General features: G+C 51.9%; 18 protein-coding genes. 11 read left to right on the forward strand and 7 right to left on the reverse strand.

What is annotated here, in order from left to right; genetic code table 11:
- The first annotated feature begins 206 nt into the window (after positions 1 to 206).
- The 5 genes from argT (at position 207) to hisP (ending at position 4,383) form a co-directional block, all read left to right on the forward strand.
- Positions 207 to 989 (forward strand): lysine/arginine/ornithine ABC transporter substrate-binding protein ArgT, encoded by a 783-nt coding sequence (gene argT / locus OGY15_RS08015; protein ID WP_187253466.1) that lies wholly within the window; start codon positions 207 to 209, stop codon positions 987 to 989.
- Between the two features lie 247 nt (positions 990 to 1,236).
- Positions 1,237 to 2,019, forward strand: coding sequence for a histidine ABC transporter substrate-binding protein HisJ (hisJ, locus tag OGY15_RS08020; protein ID WP_003028120.1), 783 nt, complete (start codon positions 1,237 to 1,239; stop codon positions 2,017 to 2,019).
- 186 nt (positions 2,020 to 2,205) lie between these two features.
- Positions 2,206 to 2,892, forward strand: a complete 687-nt coding sequence (locus OGY15_RS08025; protein ID WP_016150709.1) for a histidine ABC transporter permease HisQ — start codon at positions 2,206 to 2,208, stop codon at positions 2,890 to 2,892.
- Positions 2,889 to 3,596 carry a histidine ABC transporter permease HisM gene (gene hisM, locus OGY15_RS08030; protein ID WP_003028116.1) on the forward strand — a complete coding sequence of 236 codons (708 nt, stop codon included), beginning with the start codon at positions 2,889 to 2,891 and terminating at the stop codon, positions 3,594 to 3,596. Before OGY15_RS08025 ends, hisM begins: the two co-directional genes overlap by 4 nt.
- 13 nt (positions 3,597 to 3,609) lie before the next feature.
- Entirely contained in the window at positions 3,610 to 4,383 is a 774-nt protein-coding gene (gene hisP, locus OGY15_RS08035) for a histidine ABC transporter ATP-binding protein HisP (protein ID WP_061068225.1), read from the forward strand.
- A gap of 34 nt (positions 4,384 to 4,417) precedes the next feature.
- On the opposite strand, the gene OGY15_RS08040 is transcribed toward hisP, so the two are convergent.
- The 4 genes from OGY15_RS08040 to yfcG form a co-directional block, all read right to left on the reverse strand.
- The gene (locus OGY15_RS08040; protein WP_151219935.1) at positions 4,418 to 4,933 is read right to left on the reverse strand and encodes a GNAT family N-acetyltransferase; all 516 of its coding nucleotides are present in this window, start codon (positions 4,931 to 4,933) and stop codon (positions 4,418 to 4,420) included.
- A 71-nt stretch (positions 4,934 to 5,004) separates the two neighbouring features.
- Positions 5,005 to 5,898 (reverse strand): TIGR01777 family oxidoreductase, encoded by an 894-nt coding sequence (locus OGY15_RS08045; RefSeq protein WP_151219934.1) that lies wholly within the window; start codon positions 5,896 to 5,898, stop codon positions 5,005 to 5,007.
- 20 nt (positions 5,899 to 5,918) lie between these two features.
- Positions 5,919 to 6,281 (reverse strand): dihydroneopterin triphosphate 2'-epimerase, encoded by a 363-nt coding sequence (gene folX, locus OGY15_RS08050; protein WP_151219933.1) that lies wholly within the window; start codon positions 6,279 to 6,281, stop codon positions 5,919 to 5,921.
- A 54-nt stretch (positions 6,282 to 6,335) separates the two neighbouring features.
- Positions 6,336 to 6,971, reverse strand: a complete 636-nt coding sequence (gene yfcG / locus OGY15_RS08055; protein WP_286538908.1) for a GSH-dependent disulfide bond oxidoreductase — start codon at positions 6,969 to 6,971, stop codon at positions 6,336 to 6,338.
- A 134-nt stretch (positions 6,972 to 7,105) separates the two neighbouring features.
- On the opposite strand from yfcG, the gene yfcF reads away from it, so the two are divergent.
- From yfcF to yfcD, 3 genes are read left to right on the forward strand one after another with little or no spacing between them, the layout of a single operon-like run.
- Positions 7,106 to 7,750: a glutathione transferase gene (gene yfcF, locus OGY15_RS08060; RefSeq protein ID WP_151224767.1), complete on the forward strand. Its 645-nt coding sequence runs from the start codon at positions 7,106 to 7,108 to the stop codon at positions 7,748 to 7,750.
- 55 nt (positions 7,751 to 7,805) lie between these two features.
- On the forward strand, positions 7,806 to 8,357 hold the full coding sequence (gene yfcE, locus OGY15_RS08065; RefSeq protein ID WP_151219931.1) for a phosphodiesterase: 552 nt from the start codon (positions 7,806 to 7,808) through the stop codon (positions 8,355 to 8,357).
- A 56-nt stretch (positions 8,358 to 8,413) separates the two neighbouring features.
- Positions 8,414 to 8,968 carry an NUDIX hydrolase YfcD gene (yfcD, locus tag OGY15_RS08070; RefSeq protein WP_286538909.1) on the forward strand — a complete coding sequence of 185 codons (555 nt, stop codon included), beginning with the start codon at positions 8,414 to 8,416 and terminating at the stop codon, positions 8,966 to 8,968.
- 55 nt (positions 8,969 to 9,023) lie between these two features.
- Here yfcD and yfcC read toward each other — a convergent pair whose 3' ends face one another.
- The 3 genes from yfcC to ackA form a co-directional block, all read right to left on the reverse strand.
- Positions 9,024 to 10,544, reverse strand: a complete 1,521-nt coding sequence (gene yfcC, locus OGY15_RS08075) for a putative basic amino acid antiporter YfcC (RefSeq protein WP_286538910.1) — start codon at positions 10,542 to 10,544, stop codon at positions 9,024 to 9,026.
- A gap of 199 nt (positions 10,545 to 10,743) precedes the next feature.
- Positions 10,744 to 12,885, reverse strand: a complete 2,142-nt coding sequence (pta, locus tag OGY15_RS08080) for a phosphate acetyltransferase (protein ID WP_286538911.1) — start codon at positions 12,883 to 12,885, stop codon at positions 10,744 to 10,746.
- A gap of 76 nt (positions 12,886 to 12,961) precedes the next feature.
- Entirely contained in the window at positions 12,962 to 14,164 is a 1,203-nt protein-coding gene (gene ackA / locus OGY15_RS08085; RefSeq protein ID WP_003028092.1) for an acetate kinase, read from the reverse strand.
- A 339-nt stretch (positions 14,165 to 14,503) separates the two neighbouring features.
- On the opposite strand from ackA, the gene yfbV reads away from it, so the two are divergent.
- The 3 genes from yfbV (at position 14,504) to OGY15_RS08100 (ending at position 16,207) form a co-directional block, all read left to right on the forward strand.
- Complete coding sequence (yfbV, locus tag OGY15_RS08090) at positions 14,504 to 14,959, forward strand: terminus macrodomain insulation protein YfbV (protein WP_003028087.1); 456 nt, start codon at positions 14,504 to 14,506, stop codon at positions 14,957 to 14,959.
- An 83-nt stretch (positions 14,960 to 15,042) separates the two neighbouring features.
- Entirely contained in the window at positions 15,043 to 15,537 is a 495-nt protein-coding gene (locus OGY15_RS08095; RefSeq protein ID WP_003028086.1) for a YfbU family protein, read from the forward strand.
- Positions 15,530 to 16,207 (forward strand): sugar phosphatase, encoded by a 678-nt coding sequence (locus OGY15_RS08100; RefSeq protein WP_151224804.1) that lies wholly within the window; start codon positions 15,530 to 15,532, stop codon positions 16,205 to 16,207. Before OGY15_RS08095 ends, OGY15_RS08100 begins: the two co-directional genes overlap by 8 nt.
- The last annotated feature ends 27 nt before the right edge of the window (positions 16,208 to 16,234 follow it).

Consider the following 16,234-nt stretch of genomic DNA (forward strand, 5'->3'; position numbering starts at 1 on the left):
AATTCGCTAAAACCCAACGAAACGCTGCGGTTCAACCGTCAGACCTGCTATCTTCAAAATCAGGACATTATTGCAACGTTTTATTAACATATTTAACGTCGAATATCCTCATCGACGCCAAAATGGCATAAGACCTGCATGAAAAAGTCTGCAAACACACAACACAACGTAAAACATAATAAAATTACGCCACCTGAGGGTTATGTATGAAGAAGACGGTTCTTGCTTTGTCTTTGCTGGTGGGACTCTGTGCCACCGCGGCCAGCCACGCAGCACTTCCGCAGACGGTTCGTATTGGTACAGATACGACGTACGCACCTTTTTCCTCTAAGGATGCTAAAGGCGACTTTGTCGGCTTTGATATCGATCTGGGAAATGAGATGTGTAAGCGCATGCAGATCAAATGTACCTGGGTTGCCAGCGACTTTGATGCGCTAATTCCGTCGCTGAAAGCGAAAAAAATTGATGCCATTATCTCCTCGCTTTCTATCACCGAGAAACGTCAGCAAGAGATTGCGTTCTCCGACAAGCTTTACGCAGCAGACTCACGTCTGATCGCCGCGAAAGGTTCTCCGATTAAACCGACTCTGGATTCCCTTAAGGGTAAACACGTTGGTGTGCTACAAGGCTCTACTCAGGAAGCCTATGCCAATGACAACTGGCGTAGCAAAGGCGTGGATGTGGTGGCCTATGCGAACCAGGACCTCATCTATTCTGACCTGACGGCGGGGCGTCTTGACGCAGCGCTGCAGGATGAAGTCGCGGCCAGCGAAGGCTTCCTGAAGCAGCCTGCCGGTAAGGGCTACGACTTTGCAGGTCCTTCGGTGAAAGATAAAAAATACTTTGGCGACGGAACCGGGATTGGTTTGCGCAAAGATGACACCGAGCTGAAAGCTGCTTTTGATAAAGCGCTGGGTGAACTGCGCAAAGACGGCACTTACGACAAAATGGCGAGTAAGTATTTTAACTTTAATGTCTACGGCGATTAATACGTCGCAGCGGGGAATTGACTGCACCATTGCGGGTAACTATTGCGGTGCATAATACATTCAGTGCACTGTTTTGGTGCTGTTGTCGCTGACATAATAAGCATGAGTGCATACTTAAGCGCTTTTCATGCAAATAAATACCGCCGACAGGGCAGAATGCTTTGCCTTGTCGGCCTGATTAATGGCACGATAACTGCACCTGGTCCTGTAAAGATCCCCTATAAAAGACAGTCTGTTGAGGATAGTTATGAAAAAACTGGTGTTGTCTCTTTCTCTGGTTCTGGCTTTCTCCAGTGCTACCGCAGCATTTGCCGCCATTCCGCAAAAAATTCGTATCGGTACGGATCCGACTTATGCGCCGTTCGAATCGAAAAATGCGCAGGGTGAATTAGTCGGTTTTGATATCGATCTGGCAAAAGAGCTTTGCAAACGTATCAATACACAATGTACCTTCGTGGAAAACCCGCTGGACGCGCTGATCCCTTCGCTAAAAGCGAAGAAAATCGATGCGATCATGTCCTCGCTTTCCATTACTGAAAAACGTCAGCAGGAAATCGCCTTTACCGACAAGCTTTATGCAGCCGACTCGCGTCTGGTTGTCGCTAAAGATTCTGCTATTCAGCCGACCATTGAATCGTTGAAAGGTAAACGTGTTGGCGTGCTGCAGGGCACAACTCAGGAAACGTTCGGCAACGAACACTGGGCGCCAAAAGGCATTGAAATTGTCTCCTATCAGGGACAAGACAATATCTATTCTGACCTGACAGCAGGGCGTATTGACGCCGCATTCCAGGATGAAGTCGCGGCCAGCGAAGGCTTCCTGAAACAGCCGGTCGGTAAAGATTACAAATTCGGCGGCCCGTCTGTGAAAGACGAGAAGTTATTCGGCGTGGGTACCGGTATGGGGCTGCGCAAAGACGATAACGAGCTGCGCGAAGCACTGAACAAAGCCTTTGCTGAAATGCGCGCTGACGGGACTTACGAGAAACTGGCAAAAAAATACTTCGATTTTGATGTTTACGGCGGTTAATCACCGCAGGTGCTGATAAAGCCCGTAGATTTTTGACGCGTTGAATTTACGCCTGATGGCGCTGCGATTATCCGGCCTACGGTAATTTTGTAGGCCGGATAAGGCAAAGCCGCCATCCGGCATTTAACGGTTAGTCTGAAATCAAAAGAGGCTTATTACTCCACCACACACGACAGGACAGGCAGCATGTTGTATGGCTTTTCAGGTGTTATTTTACAGGGCGCAATTGTTACGCTTGAGCTGGCACTCAGCTCGGTGGTACTGGCGGTTCTGATAGGTCTTGTCGGCGCGGGAGCTAAGCTGTCGCAAAGCCGGGCAATGGGGCTTATTTTCGAAGGGTACACAACGCTTATCCGCGGAGTGCCCGATCTTGTCTTAATGCTGCTCATCTTCTACGGGTTACAAATTGCGCTGAATACCATAACCGATGCAATCGGTATCGGCCAGATTGATATCGATCCAATGGTCGCGGGTATTATTACGCTCGGGTTTATCTACGGCGCCTATTTTACCGAAACATTTCGTGGCGCATTTATGGCCGTGCCAAAAGGCCATATCGAAGCCGCGACGGCATTCGGTTTTACCAGCTCACAAATCTTTCGCCGCATTATGTTCCCGGCGATGATGCGTTATGCCTTACCGGGGATTGGCAACAACTGGCAGGTCATTCTTAAGGCCACGGCTCTGGTGTCGTTGCTCGGACTTGAGGACGTAGTGAAAGCCACTCAGCTTGCCGGGAAAAGTACCTGGGAGCCGTTCTATTTTGCCGTGGTGTGCGGGGTCATCTATCTGGTGTTTACCACGGTATCTAATGGTGTGCTGCTGTACCTTGAGCGCCGCTATTCCGTGGGTGTGAAGAGGGCTGACCTGTGATTGAGATTATTCAGGAATACTGGAAGTCCCTGCTGTGGACTGATGGATATCGTTACACTGGCGTTGCTATCACTCTCTGGCTTCTGATTTCGTCGGTGGTGATGGGCGGGATTCTGGCGCTGTTTTTGGCGATTGGTCGCGTTTCCAGTAATAAATTTATCCAGTTTCCCATCTGGCTGTTCACCTATATTTTTCGTGGCACGCCGCTGTACGTTCAACTGCTGGTGTTTTATTCCGGGATGTATACGCTGGAGATCGTCAAAGGAACGGACTTCCTTAACGCGTTTTTCCGCAGTGGGCTGAATTGTACCGTGCTGGCATTGACGCTGAATACCTGTGCCTACACCACAGAGATTTTCGCCGGGGCTATTCGTTCTGTACCCCATGGTGAGATTGAAGCCGCGCGGGCTTACGGTTTCTCGTCGTTTAAACTGTATCGCTGCATTATTTTACCTTCCGCACTGCGTATTGCGCTGCCGGCATACAGCAATGAAGTGATTCTAATGCTGCACTCCACGGCGCTGGCATTTACCGCCACGGTGCCTGATTTGTTGAAGATCGCCCGTGATATCAACTCGGCAACGTATCAGCCGTTTACCGCCTTCGGTATTGCTGCTGTACTGTATTTGATTATTTCGTATGTCCTGATCAGTCTGTTCCGTAAAGCGGAAAAACGCTGGTTGCAGCATGTATCCTCTAAATGATTCGAGTAACACGATGTCTGAAAATAAATTAAACGTTATCGATTTACATAAGCACTACGGCGAACATGAAGTGCTGAAAGGGGTATCGCTGCAGGCCAATGCGGGTGATGTTATCAGTATTATTGGTTCGTCAGGTTCCGGTAAAAGTACCTTCCTGCGCTGCATTAACTTTCTTGAGAAGCCAAGTGCCGGGACGATTGTGGTCAGTGGTCAGAACATTGGGTTGGTGCGTGACAAAGATGGCCAGCTCAAGGTTGCGGACAAAAATCAGCTGCGCCTGCTGCGTACGCGACTGACGATGGTTTTTCAGCACTTCAATCTGTGGAGCCACATGACGGTGCTGGAAAACGTGATGGAAGCGCCGATCCAGGTGTTGGGGCTGAGCAAACAAGAAGCCCGCGAACGAGCAGTGAAGTATCTGGCTAAAGTGGGCATTGATGAGCGCGCGCAGGGCAAATATCCGGTGCACCTGTCTGGCGGACAGCAGCAGCGCGTCTCCATTGCACGGGCGTTGGCGATGGAACCGGAAGTGTTGCTATTTGATGAACCTACGTCGGCGCTTGACCCAGAGCTTGTAGGTGAAGTGCTGCGCATTATGCAACAGCTGGCCGAAGAGGGTAAAACCATGGTGGTCGTGACCCACGAAATGGGATTCGCTCGGCATGTCTCCACGCACGTGATTTTCCTGCATCAGGGGAAAATTGAGGAGGAGGGCGACCCAGAGCAGGTATTCGGTAATCCGCAAAGCCCGCGTTTGCAGCAGTTTCTCAAGGGCTCGCTGAAATAAGTGAGCTGCCCGGAGGCGTTACGCTTTCCGGGCACTACAGCTTAAACGCATCGCGCTCCAGGCGATAAACCCAGTCGTCGTAGGCGATGCCATCAATCTCATACGCCTTTTCCAGTACCTGCGTACGCACAAAGCCCGTTTTTTCCAGTATACGAACAGAACCCTTATTTTCCGCGAGTGCGTAAGCGTTTATCGCCGTGACGGCCGTGTGCTCGAAAGCGTACTGGCACACCGCCGTCACGGCTTCGCTGGCAATCCCTTTTCCCTGAGCTTCGGGCAAGATGGCGTAGCCGAGGTCGGCCTCGTGTGGGTATAAATGACTGATCTGCAGGCCAATATCGCCAAGAGGCGTTGAGTTGTTATGTTCGCGGATGACGAAAGTATGCTGTGCAGCCAGACGTCTGGCGAATAACAGACGTGTGTCTTTCGCCGGGGCAATGTCGCCCATATAACGCATGACTTCTGGGCATTCACGTAATCTCTGGAAAAATGACCAGTCAGAAAATTTAAATAAGGAGAGGGTAAGTCGGGGAGTCGATATTATCGCCATAACGTCGCCATTGCGGAATTCTGGTCTATAACCTTACCACCACAACGGCGACCATGAATAGGGCTTCGGGATTATCGGATCACATCCGCCAGCGCTTCTTCTAAATCGTACCAGCGAAATGCAAAACCGGAGGCTTCCAGGCGTTTGGGTAATGCTCGCTGCCCGCCGAGGACCAGCACTGAAGACTCGCCCATCAGCAGCCGCATTACGCTGGCGGGAACGCGTAGAATGGCAGGGCGATTCAGGGCATGTCCCAGCGCGTGGGCAAACTGCTCATTGTGGACCGGGTAGGGTGAAACCATATTGAAGGGGCCGCGCAGGTCGTTATCCAGCAGCCAGATAATGCCATTGACCATATCATCAATATGGATCCAGGCCATATACTGGCGTCCGTTACCTATAGGGCCGCCTAAGCCAAGACGAAATGGCGGGACCATTTTCCCCAGAATGCCGCCAGCAGAGGCCAACACCACGCCGGTACGCAGCATACACACGCGGGTTTTGTCGCTTTGTGCTGTGCTGGCAATTTGTTCCCAGCGGGCGCATAGCTTATGGGTAAATTCGTTGTGCGGCGGCTCTTCTTCCGTGACCACAACCTCGCCCAAATCGCCGTAGTAACCGGTGGCGGAACCGGAGATGAGCACCTCGGGCGGCGTCTCGCTGGCATTAATTAAATCGACCAGTTTCTGCGTAATCCCCCAGCGACTCTGGCACAGACGCTCCTTTTGTTGCGCACTCCAGCGCTTGTCGGCAATCGGCTCTCCGGCAAGGTTAATGACGGCATCAATATCATTGAGATTTTGCCGCTCTTCTAACCCTTTGGACAGCCTAACCCGGGAGTCGAAAATCTGACGCGCCTTATCAGGAGAACGGGTTACTACGGTTATCTGATGCCCCAACTCCAGCAGGCGGGGGATCAGATGACGCCCAATCAGGCCAGTACCGCCGGTAATCAGAATCTGCATGTCGCCTCCCGGGTTATGTTTTAGCGCTGCCAGCTCAGCGTCATGGAAACTGAGTCGGCGTAACGCAATGCATGAAGTTTATCGATCTCCACTTCAGCATAAGTGACCCAGTGATGTTCGCGTGCGATATCGAGCACATCTTGAGTTAATTTTTCTAACAATGAGAAGCGGTTACCCTCCACGTGGGCAATGATGCTCTTGGTGATAGTGCGATAATTCAGCGCGTCGTTGATATCTTCGCTGGTACGGGCGTTGTCTGCCGGATAGTGAATGGCAACGTTGATGACAATATCCTGGCGATTCAGGATCTCCTCTTCTTTGATGCCGATAAAGGTGCGCAGACGAAGGTTTTTTATACGAATAATAGCGTCAGGTTGTGACATTGCAGGTTTCCTCCATGTATGAACCTTTGCATGATACACGAGAACCGAATTGCGTCATTGCTTCTCGATTTGTGCGTGCTGCATGGCGCGCTCAGTCGCAGGACGCGTACGAATGCGTTCATGCCAGTTATTGACCGCCGGGTAGTTGTCGAGGTCGATGCGCTGACGCTGATGGGCGTGGATCCACGGCCAGCAGGCAATGTCGGCAATACTGTAGTGATCGCCTCCTAGCCAGGGGGACGTTTCCAGTCGTTTATTCATCACGTTGTACAGGCGCTGAGTTTCAATCTGAAATCTTTCAATGGCGTAGGGAATGGTTTGTGGGGCGTAATGGCTAAAATGATGATTTTGACCCAACATAGGTCCCAGGCCGCTGACCTGCCAGAACAGCCACTGCAGCGTAGTGTGACGTTCACGTAATTCACCACTCAGCAGCTTACCGCTCTTCTCCGCCAGATAGAGTAAAATTTCTCCGGACTCAAACAAGCTGATGGGCTTTCCGCCGTCCATCGGGGCACTGTCGATAATGGCCGGGATTTTATTGTTCGGCGAGATCTGCAAGAAATCAGGGCGAAACTGATTGCCTTTGCTGATATCGACATGAATCAAACGGTATTGCAGTTGTGCCTCTTCAAGAAACAGCGTGATTTTGTGACCGTTTGGCGATGGGGTGTAATAGAGATCGATCATTTTCAGCGTCCGTTTTGTCATGAACCGGGTCATAACAAGTATAGAGCTTGTTGGCGTACGTGAGTTTTCATCAAGTGACAGCGAGAGAAAGACTCTATATTTTGAAAGCAAGCCAATACACTTCAGAGGACATTATGAGCAAATCTGCAATTACGCTGTGGTCAGATGCCAATTTTTTCTCCCCTTACGTGCTGTCTGTTTATGTCGCTCTGCAAGAGAAAGGACTGCCTTTTACGCTGAAAACGGTTGATCTCAACAACGGCGAACACTTGCAACCTTCATGGCAAGGGTATGCGTTGACGCGCCGCGTACCGGTTCTTGAAATCGACGGTTTCGAGCTGAGTGAATCATCAGCGATTACTGAATTTCTGGAAGATAGCTTTGCGCCGCCGCAGTGGGAGCGTATTTACCCGCATGATGTACAAAAACGCGCGCGGGCTCGCCAGGTTCAGGCGTGGATCCGCAGCGATCTGATGCCTATCCGTGAAGAACGCTCTACGGATGTGGTTTTTGCTGGCGTGAAGAAAGCGCCGTTGAGTGACGCGGGAAAAGCCTGCGCGGAGAAATTGTTCGCTACGGCGAGCAGTTTGCTAAGCCATGGCAAACAGAATTTATTTGGTGAATGGTGTATCGCCGACTGCGATTTAGCGCTAATGCTTAATCGTCTGGTCCTTAACGGTGATGAGGTTCCAGAAGCGCTTGCAGAATACGCCGCCTTCCAGTGGCAGCGCGCTTCAATCCAGCGTTTTATCGCGCTTTCAGCGAAGCGTTCCTGCTGAAAAACGGGTCGTAATCCAGTATCATTACAAGGTACTTTTCAACGAGGGGTGAGTGATGAAACTGATGTTCGCATCGGACATTCATGGTTCGTTGCCAGCCACGGAACGCGTACTCGAACGGTTTGCCGCGAGCGGTGCGCAATGGCTGGTGATATTGGGTGATGTTTTAAACCACGGGCCGCGCAATGCACTACCGCAAGGCTATGCGCCCGCGCAGGTTGCCGAGCGGTTGAACGAGCTGGCAGCGCAGATTATCGCGGTACGTGGCAATTGCGACAGCGAAGTGGATCAGATGCTCCTGCATTTTCCGATGACCGCGCCGTGGCAGCAAATTCTGACAGAAAACCAGCGATTATTTTTGACACACGGACATCTTTTTGGTCCGCAAAATATGCCTGCGCTAAACGTGGGAGATGTGCTGGTTTATGGACATACTCATCTGCCCGTCGCTGAGCGACAAGGAGACATTTATCACTTCAATCCTGGCTCGGTAAGCATCCCGAAAGGGGACTTTGCGGCAAGTTACGGGATTCTGGATGATAATGTTCTCAGCGTAATGGCACTCAATGATCAAAGTATTATTGCACAGGTCGAGATTAATCCGTAATTTACCCCACAAACATAAACGCGCCGTAAGAGCGCAAGAAAAAAGAAGGTTTCCTGATGGTGGAACAGCGTCGTTTGGCAAGTACGGAATGGGTGGATATTGTGAATGAAGACAACGAAGTCATCGCACAATCCAGCCGGGAACAAATGCGGGCGCAGCGCTTACGTCATCGTGCGACATATATCGTCGTGCACGATGGTATGGGCAAAATTCTGGTTCAGCGTCGTACTGAGACAAAAGATTTTTTGCCCGGTATGCTGGATGCTACCGCTGGCGGCGTTGTGCAGGCTGACGAACAGTTACTGGACTCAGCGCGCCGTGAAGCGGAAGAGGAACTGGGGATTGCGGGCGTACCGTTTGCCGGGCATGGGCAGTTTTATTTTGAAGACCAGAACTGTCGCGTATGGGGCGGGCTGTTTAGCTGTGTTTCCCATGGACCGTTTGCGCTTCAGGAAGAAGAGGTCAGTGAAGTTTGCTGGCTGACGCCGGAAGAAATCACCGCGCGCTGCGATGAATTTACGCCGGACTCACTGAAAGCCTTGGCGCTGTGGATGACCCGCAACGCCAAGAATGAAGGGGCGAAAGCCGAAAATCAGGAAGAAGCTGAATAGAATCGGCTCATCCGGCCTACAGCGTCTAGAAATCGTGTAGGCCGGGCAATCTTTTTTAATGGTAACCCATTATCTGCGCGCCTATCACCACCACGCTGGACATAATAAACAGCAGTCCTAACAGCGTGGCGCCTACTTTCAGCCAGTTACGAAAATCCACCCGACAAACGCCTAACGTTGCCATCAGTGATGCCGACGTAGGATAGATAATATGACTGAATCCGTCACCAAACTGGAATGCCAGAACGGTGACCTGACGGTTTACGCCAACCAGATCACCCAATGGTGCCAGCAGCGGCATGGTCAACGCAGCCTGCCCGGAGCCGGAAGTGACGAAGAAATTAAACACTGCCTGGAACAGCAGCATAAACCACGCCGCAATGGCGTTATCCAGACCGCTAATACCGTTGGCGATGCTGTGCAGCAGGGTATTCAGCACGCTGGCATCGCCCGCTTCACCATTGCCTACCAACAGTAATATCCCTTTGGCAAAACCGACCAGCAGGGCAGGAGCAATCATCATGCGCGCACCCTCAGTAAATGAGGATGCCATTATGTTGACCGTCATGCCGTTCAGCCGAAAGACGACGCCAATAATGCCAATCACCAGACCCATGGTGAAGAACTGGCTGGCAATCTCAGGAATAAACCATGCGTGGACGATAACACCCCAAATGACCCACACGATCACGCCCGTCAGCACCATCAGCACCAGCCAGTCGCCGAGCGTGAAGCGGCGCTCAATGACCTCATCCTGCTGTTCGCGGAAGAAACGGTCTGATTCATGAACGCGCGACAGCAGCGGATTCTTTTTGATGCGCGCCGCGTAGGCCAGCGTGAAGGTCAGACCAATCATCGTGGCAATGACCCATACCACGATACGCAAACCTGAGCCAGAAAGCACCGGGACGCCCGCAATGCCCTGCGCGACCACCACGCAGAACGGGTTCATCCAGGAACTGGCAAAACCGATTTGGGTGGCAATATAGGTTACCAGCACGGTGGTGATACTGTCGTAACCCAAGCGTACCATCAGCGGCGCGATAATTATCGCAAAGGCGACGGCCTCTTCTCCCATACCAAACACTGCGCCACCTAAAGAGAAGAGAATAAACAGCACCGGGATAAACAAGACCTCGTTCCCTCGGGTATGGCGGATGAGCGCCAGGATGCCGTTATCGATAGTTCCGGTGCGCATCACGATGCCAAACGCGCCACCGATAACCAGCATAAACATGATGATGCCAACAGCGGTGCCGAATTTAGAACCGGAGGTTAACCCTTCAAACGGGAAGTTCATCAGGCCAGGACTTTCATCACCGGTAGTAAAGAATTTAACCGGGTGATACTGCTCTTCACCGGCTTCATTGGTCAGAATGCGGAATGAATGGGGATCAACGACCTTGCGAGTCTTGGTTTGCCCATCAACCTGATACTGCACTTCCTGGCTGTCGAACATCCCGACGGGAACTACCCATGTCGCCAGACTGGTCAAAATGGCGACGAAAAAAATAATCACCAGCGTGTCGGGCATCGCCCACTTTTTAGCTGGCCGTGTTTCTGTTACTGCTGACATGAAAGACTATCCCTGTTGCAATGCAAAAGAGGGTAAGTATGCAAACAGAAGAATAGTTATTCATTGATGCAGCGCATCCTGGTAAATCATTCAGACCAGGCCAACGGGAAATCAGATATAAAAAAACCGGAAATATCAGCTATTTCCGGTTTGATAAGCAGGATGTGTACCGGATAAGGCATCCGGCACGCATGGCAGATTACTGCTGCTGGGAAGACTGGATCGCGGTCAGAGCGATGGTGTAGACGATATCGTCTACCAGCGCGCCACGAGACAGGTCGTTCACCGGTTTACGCATACCCTGCAGCATCGGCCCGATGGAGATCAGGTCGGCAGAACGCTGTACCGCTTTGTAGGTAGTGTTACCGGTGTTCAGATCCGGGAAGATGAACACGGTAGCGCGACCAGCAACCGGAGAGTCCGGCGCTTTGGATTTTGCTACGTCAGCCATAACTGCGGCATCGTACTGCAGCGGACCGTCGATCATCAGGTCAGGACGTTTTTCCTGCGCCAGACGAGTCGCTTCACGAACTTTCTCTACGTCGCTACCTGCACCAGAGGTACCGGTGGAGTAGGAGAGCATCGCAACGCGCGGTTCGATACCGAAGGCAATCGCGGATTCAGCGGACTGAATAGCGATTTCTGCCAGCTGTTCTGCGGTTGGATCCGGGTTGATCGCGCAGTCGCCGTAGACGTAAACCTGATCCGGCAGCAACATGAAGAATACGGAAGATACCAGTGAGCTACCCGGTGCAGTTTTGATCAGCTGCAGCGGCGGACGAATGGTATTCGCGGTGGTGTGAACGGCACCAGAAACCAGGCCGTCAACGTCGTCTTGTTCCAGCATCAGGGTACCGAGAACTACGTTGTCTTCCAGCTGTTCGCGGGCAACGGTTTCGGTCATGCCTTTGTTTTTACGCAATTCGACCAGGCGAGCAACGTAGCTTTCGCGAACTACATCCGGATCAACGATTTCTACGCCAGCGCCCAGTTCAATGCCCTGAGAGGCCGCAACGCGGGTGATCTCATCGGGGTTACTCAACAGTACGCAGGTTGCGATACCACGTTCAGCACAGATAGCCGCCGCTTTAACGGTACGCGGTTCGTCGCCTTCTGGCAGAACGACGCGTTTGCCCGCTTTACGCGCCAGCTCGGTCAACTGATAACGGAACGCTGGTGGTGACAGACGACGGCTGCGCTCAGACGTTGCGGTCAGAGATTCAATCCAGTCAGCGTTGATGTAGTTAGCAACGTATTCCTGAACTTTTTCGATGCGCTCGTGATCGTCAACCGGAACTTCCAGGTTGAAGCTCTGCAGGCTCAGAGAGGTCTGCCAGGTGTTGGTGTTTACCATGAATACCGGCAGGCCGGTTTCGAATGCACGTTCGCACAGTTTAGTAATACGCGCGTCCATTTCGTAGCCGCCGGTCAGCAGCAGAGCACCAATTTCTACGCCGTTCATCGCTGCCAGGCATGCAGCAACCAGCACGTCCGGACGGTCAGCGGAAGTCACCAGCAGAGAACCTGCGCGGAAGTGCTCGAGCATGTGCGGAATGCTGCGTGCGCAGAAGGTCACAGACTTCACGCGACGGGTGTTGATATCGCCTTCGTTCACAATGGTGGCGTTCAGGTGACGCGCCATATCGATTGCACGAGTGGCGATCAGATCAAAGCTCCATGGCACCGCGCCCAGAACTGGCAGCGGGCTGGATTCCTGCAGTTTAGCCGGATCAACTTTGATCACTTTCGCTTTGGAAGAGTCGTCGAAAATCTCAGACAGATCCGGGCGAGTACGGCCCTGTTCATCAACCGGTGCGTTCAGTTTGTTCACGATTACGCCGGTGATGTTGGTGTTTTTCGCGCCGCCGAAGCTGCTGCGAGTCAGTTCAATACGCTCGTTCAGCTGTTCCGGAGTATCGGTACCCTGAGACATAACGAAGACGATTTCTGCATTCAGCGTTTTCGCGATTTCGTAGTTCAGAGACTGCGCGAACTGATGTTTACGGGTTGGGACCAGGCCTTCAACCAGGACAACTTCAGCGTCTTTAGTGTTCGCGTGGTAGTTCGCGATGATCTCTTCCATCAGCACATCTTTCTGATTGCTGGAGAGCAGAGATTCAACGTGGCTCATCTTCAGCGGCTCAGCGGCTGGCAGAGAAGAATTAGCACGGACGATGCTGGTAGTCTGGTCTGGCGCATCGCCACCGGCACGCGGTTGAGCGATCGGCTTGAAGACGCTCAGACGAACGCCTTTGCGTTCCATTGCGCGGATCACGCCAAGACTGACGCTGGTCAGACCGACGCTGGTTCCGGTTGGGATCAGCATAATAATACGGGACACGGTTTATCCTCTTTCGTTACCGCCCGTTTCAGGCGGGTTACAAAACAGCACCGCCAGCTAGGCTGGCGGTGTGAAATCAGGCGGTCAGACGGCTCGCGTCTTGCGCGATAACCAGTTCTTCGTTGGTTGGGATAACCACCGCAGGACGGGTACCTTCTTTGTTGATGAACCCAGATTTGCCGAAACGTGCGGCCAGGTTACGTTCATGGTCAACTTCAAAGCCCAGAACGCCCAGTTTGCCCAGAGACAGTTCACGAACCATCGCGGCGTTTTCACCGATACCACCAGTGAAGACAACAGCGTCCAGACGACCATCCATCAGCGCAGTGTAAGAACCGATGTATTTCGCCAGACGGTGGCAGTAAACGTCCATTGCACGTTTAGCGTCTTCTTTAGTCGCGTAGTTATCTTCAACATAACGGCAGTCGCTGGTGACTTCGGTCAGACCCAGCAGGCCGGACTCTTTGGTCAGCATTTTGTTGATCTGGTCAACGCTCATGCCCAGTGTGTCGTGCAGGTGGAAGATGATCGCCGGGTCAATGTCACCGGAACGCGTACCCATCACCAGACCTTCCAGCGGGGTCAGACCCATGGAGGTATCAACACATTTACCGTTACGGATAGCAGATACAGAACCGCCGTTGCCCAGGTGGCAAGTGATGATGTTCAGCTCATCAACTGGTTTGTTCAGCACTTTTGCCGCTTCCTGAGTGACGAAGAAGTGGCTGGTACCGTGCGCGCCGTAACGACGAACGCCGTGTTCTTTGTACAGGCTGTACGGCAGGGCGTAGAGGTAAGATTCTTCCGGCATAGTCTGGTGGAACGCGGTGTCGAATACGGCCACGTTTTTGTCTTTCAGATTCGGGAAGGATTTCAGCGCTTCAGCAATACCGATCAGGTGTGCAGGGTTATGCAGCGGTGCAAAAGAGGCTGCATCTTTGATACCCTGAATAACGGAATCGTCGATAACCACAGAGCCGGTGTATTTTTCGCCGCCGTGAACAACACGGTGACCAATTGCAGTCAGCTGAGCGGACAGTTCTGGTTTTTGTGCCAGAATAGTATTAACGATAAAATTCAGCGCTTCACTGTGAGCGGCGCCTGCACCTAAAGCCGCTTCTTGTTTACCGCCATCCATTTTCCATTTGATACGTGCTTCTGGGAGATGGAAACATTCGGCTAAACCAGAAAGGTATTCTTCACCGTTTACTGCATCGATGATGGCAAATTTCAGTGAGGAGCTACCGCAGTTCAGAACCAGTACTAACTTACTCGACATGGAAGTACCTATTTATGATACGTGGCTAAAAAAACGTCAGGGAGTCATAGAGCGTAGCGCATGATGACACCGACGTTTATGATTAACATCATGCGCCATAGTCTTTTTGGGCACGATGGAATAAATACCTTTGAGTCTATGTCATTTTGCGTATTTTTCAGCCAATGGCATACTATGTGTCAATTTGACGACTCAATGATTTTGGACTAATGGCCTTACAGGCCGGCACAGGATACCTGAATGTGGGTATCAAAGACAAAATGTTTTGAACGATGTCCATTGTAGTTGTTGTTTTGCACAAATTTTTTAATTTTTATATGTGAAGTTGAGGTAACCGCCATGTCGACACCGGATAATCGTTCCGTCAATTTTTTTAGCTTGTTTCGCCGGGGGCAGCACTACGCAAAGACGTGGCCAATGGAAAAGCGCCTCGCGCCCGTGTTTGTAGAGAACCGCGTGATCCGTATGACGCGTTACGCAATCCGTTTTATGCCGCCTATTGCCGTCTTCACCTTATGCTGGCAAATTGCGCTAGGGGGGCAGTTGGGACCGGCCGTTGCGACCGCGCTGTTTGCGCTTAGCCTGCCGATGCAGGGCATGTGGTGGCTGGGTAAACGTTCCGTGACGCCGCTGCCGCCTTCAATACTCAACTGGTTCTACGAAGTTCGGGGTAAATTGCAGGAAGCCGGGCAGGCGCTCTCTCCGGTCGAAGGAAAGCCTGATTATCAGGCGCTGGCTGACACGCTTAAGCGCGCCTTCAAACAACTGGATAAAACTTTCCTCGATGATTTGTAATTGACCCCTGATTACGCATATAAAAGAAGGCACAAGATGCCTTCTTTTTTTTCATCGCAGTAGTAGTGATACAGGAGTCCCAAATGGAAATGACCAACGCTCAACGTCTGATTTTGTCTAATCAGTACAAAATGATGACTATGCTCGATCCCACTAACGCCGAGCGTTATCGTCGTTTGCAGACGATTATTGAACGCGGTTACGGCTTGCAGATGCGCGAGCTGGATCGTGAGTTTGGTGAGCTGACGGAAGAAACCTGTCGTACGATTATCGATATTATGGAGATGTATCACGCATTACATGTGTCCTGGACTAATCTTAAGGATGCACAGGCCATTGATGAGCGCCGCGTGACCTTCCTCGGTTTTGACGCCGCAACGGAAGCCCGTTTTCTCGGATACGTTCGCTTTATGGTGAATGTGGAAGGTCGCTATACCCACTTTGATGCGGGGACGCATGGCTTCAACGCTCAGACCCCGATGTGGGAAAAATATCAGCGTATGTTGAACGTCTGGCACTCTTGCCCGCGCCAGTATCATTTGAGCGCGAATGAAATTAACCAAATCATTAATGCCTGAGGGGGCGAGCGTGCAGTGCAAAGGTTTTCTGTTTGATCTGGATGGAACGCTGGTCGATTCCTTACCCGCAGTAGAACGCGCGTGGTGCAATTGGGCCGATCGTTTTGGCCTCGATCATGCTGAAGTGCTCGGTTTTATTCATGGCAAGCAGGCCATTACCTCTCTGCGACACTTTATGGTGGGCAAATCTGAGGCAGAGATCGCTGCGGAGTTCACCCGCCTGGAGCAGATCGAAGCGACAGAAACCGCTGGGATCACCGCGCTGCCGGGGGCGGTTGAGTTGCTCAATCACCTCAATAAAGCGGGTATTCCATGGGCGATTGTGACCTCCGGTTCTATGCCAGTCGCACGAGCGCGCCATCGTGTCGCGGGGCTTCCTGCGCCTGAAGTGTTTGTCACCGCCGAACGGGTAAAAAGAGGGAAACCAGAGCCAGACGCTTATCTGTTAGGCGCACAGCTTCTGGGGCTTGCGCCGCAGGAGTGCGCGGTAGTGGAAGATGCGCCCGCCGGGGTGCTTTCAGGACTGACGGCTGGGTGTCATGTGATCGCGGTCAATGCGCCTGCGGACACGCCGCGTCTGGATGAGGTCGATTTTTCTCTGACCAGTCTGGAACATATTTCTGTGACCAAACAACCTAACGGAAATGTGGTCGTTGTAAGAAATACCTGATCATGATTTAGCCCCAGATTGTTGGGG

It is taken from the genome of Citrobacter sp. Cu231, from assembly GCF_030332265.1.
Classification (GTDB): Bacteria; Pseudomonadota; Gammaproteobacteria; order Enterobacterales; family Enterobacteriaceae; genus Citrobacter; species Citrobacter meridianamericanus.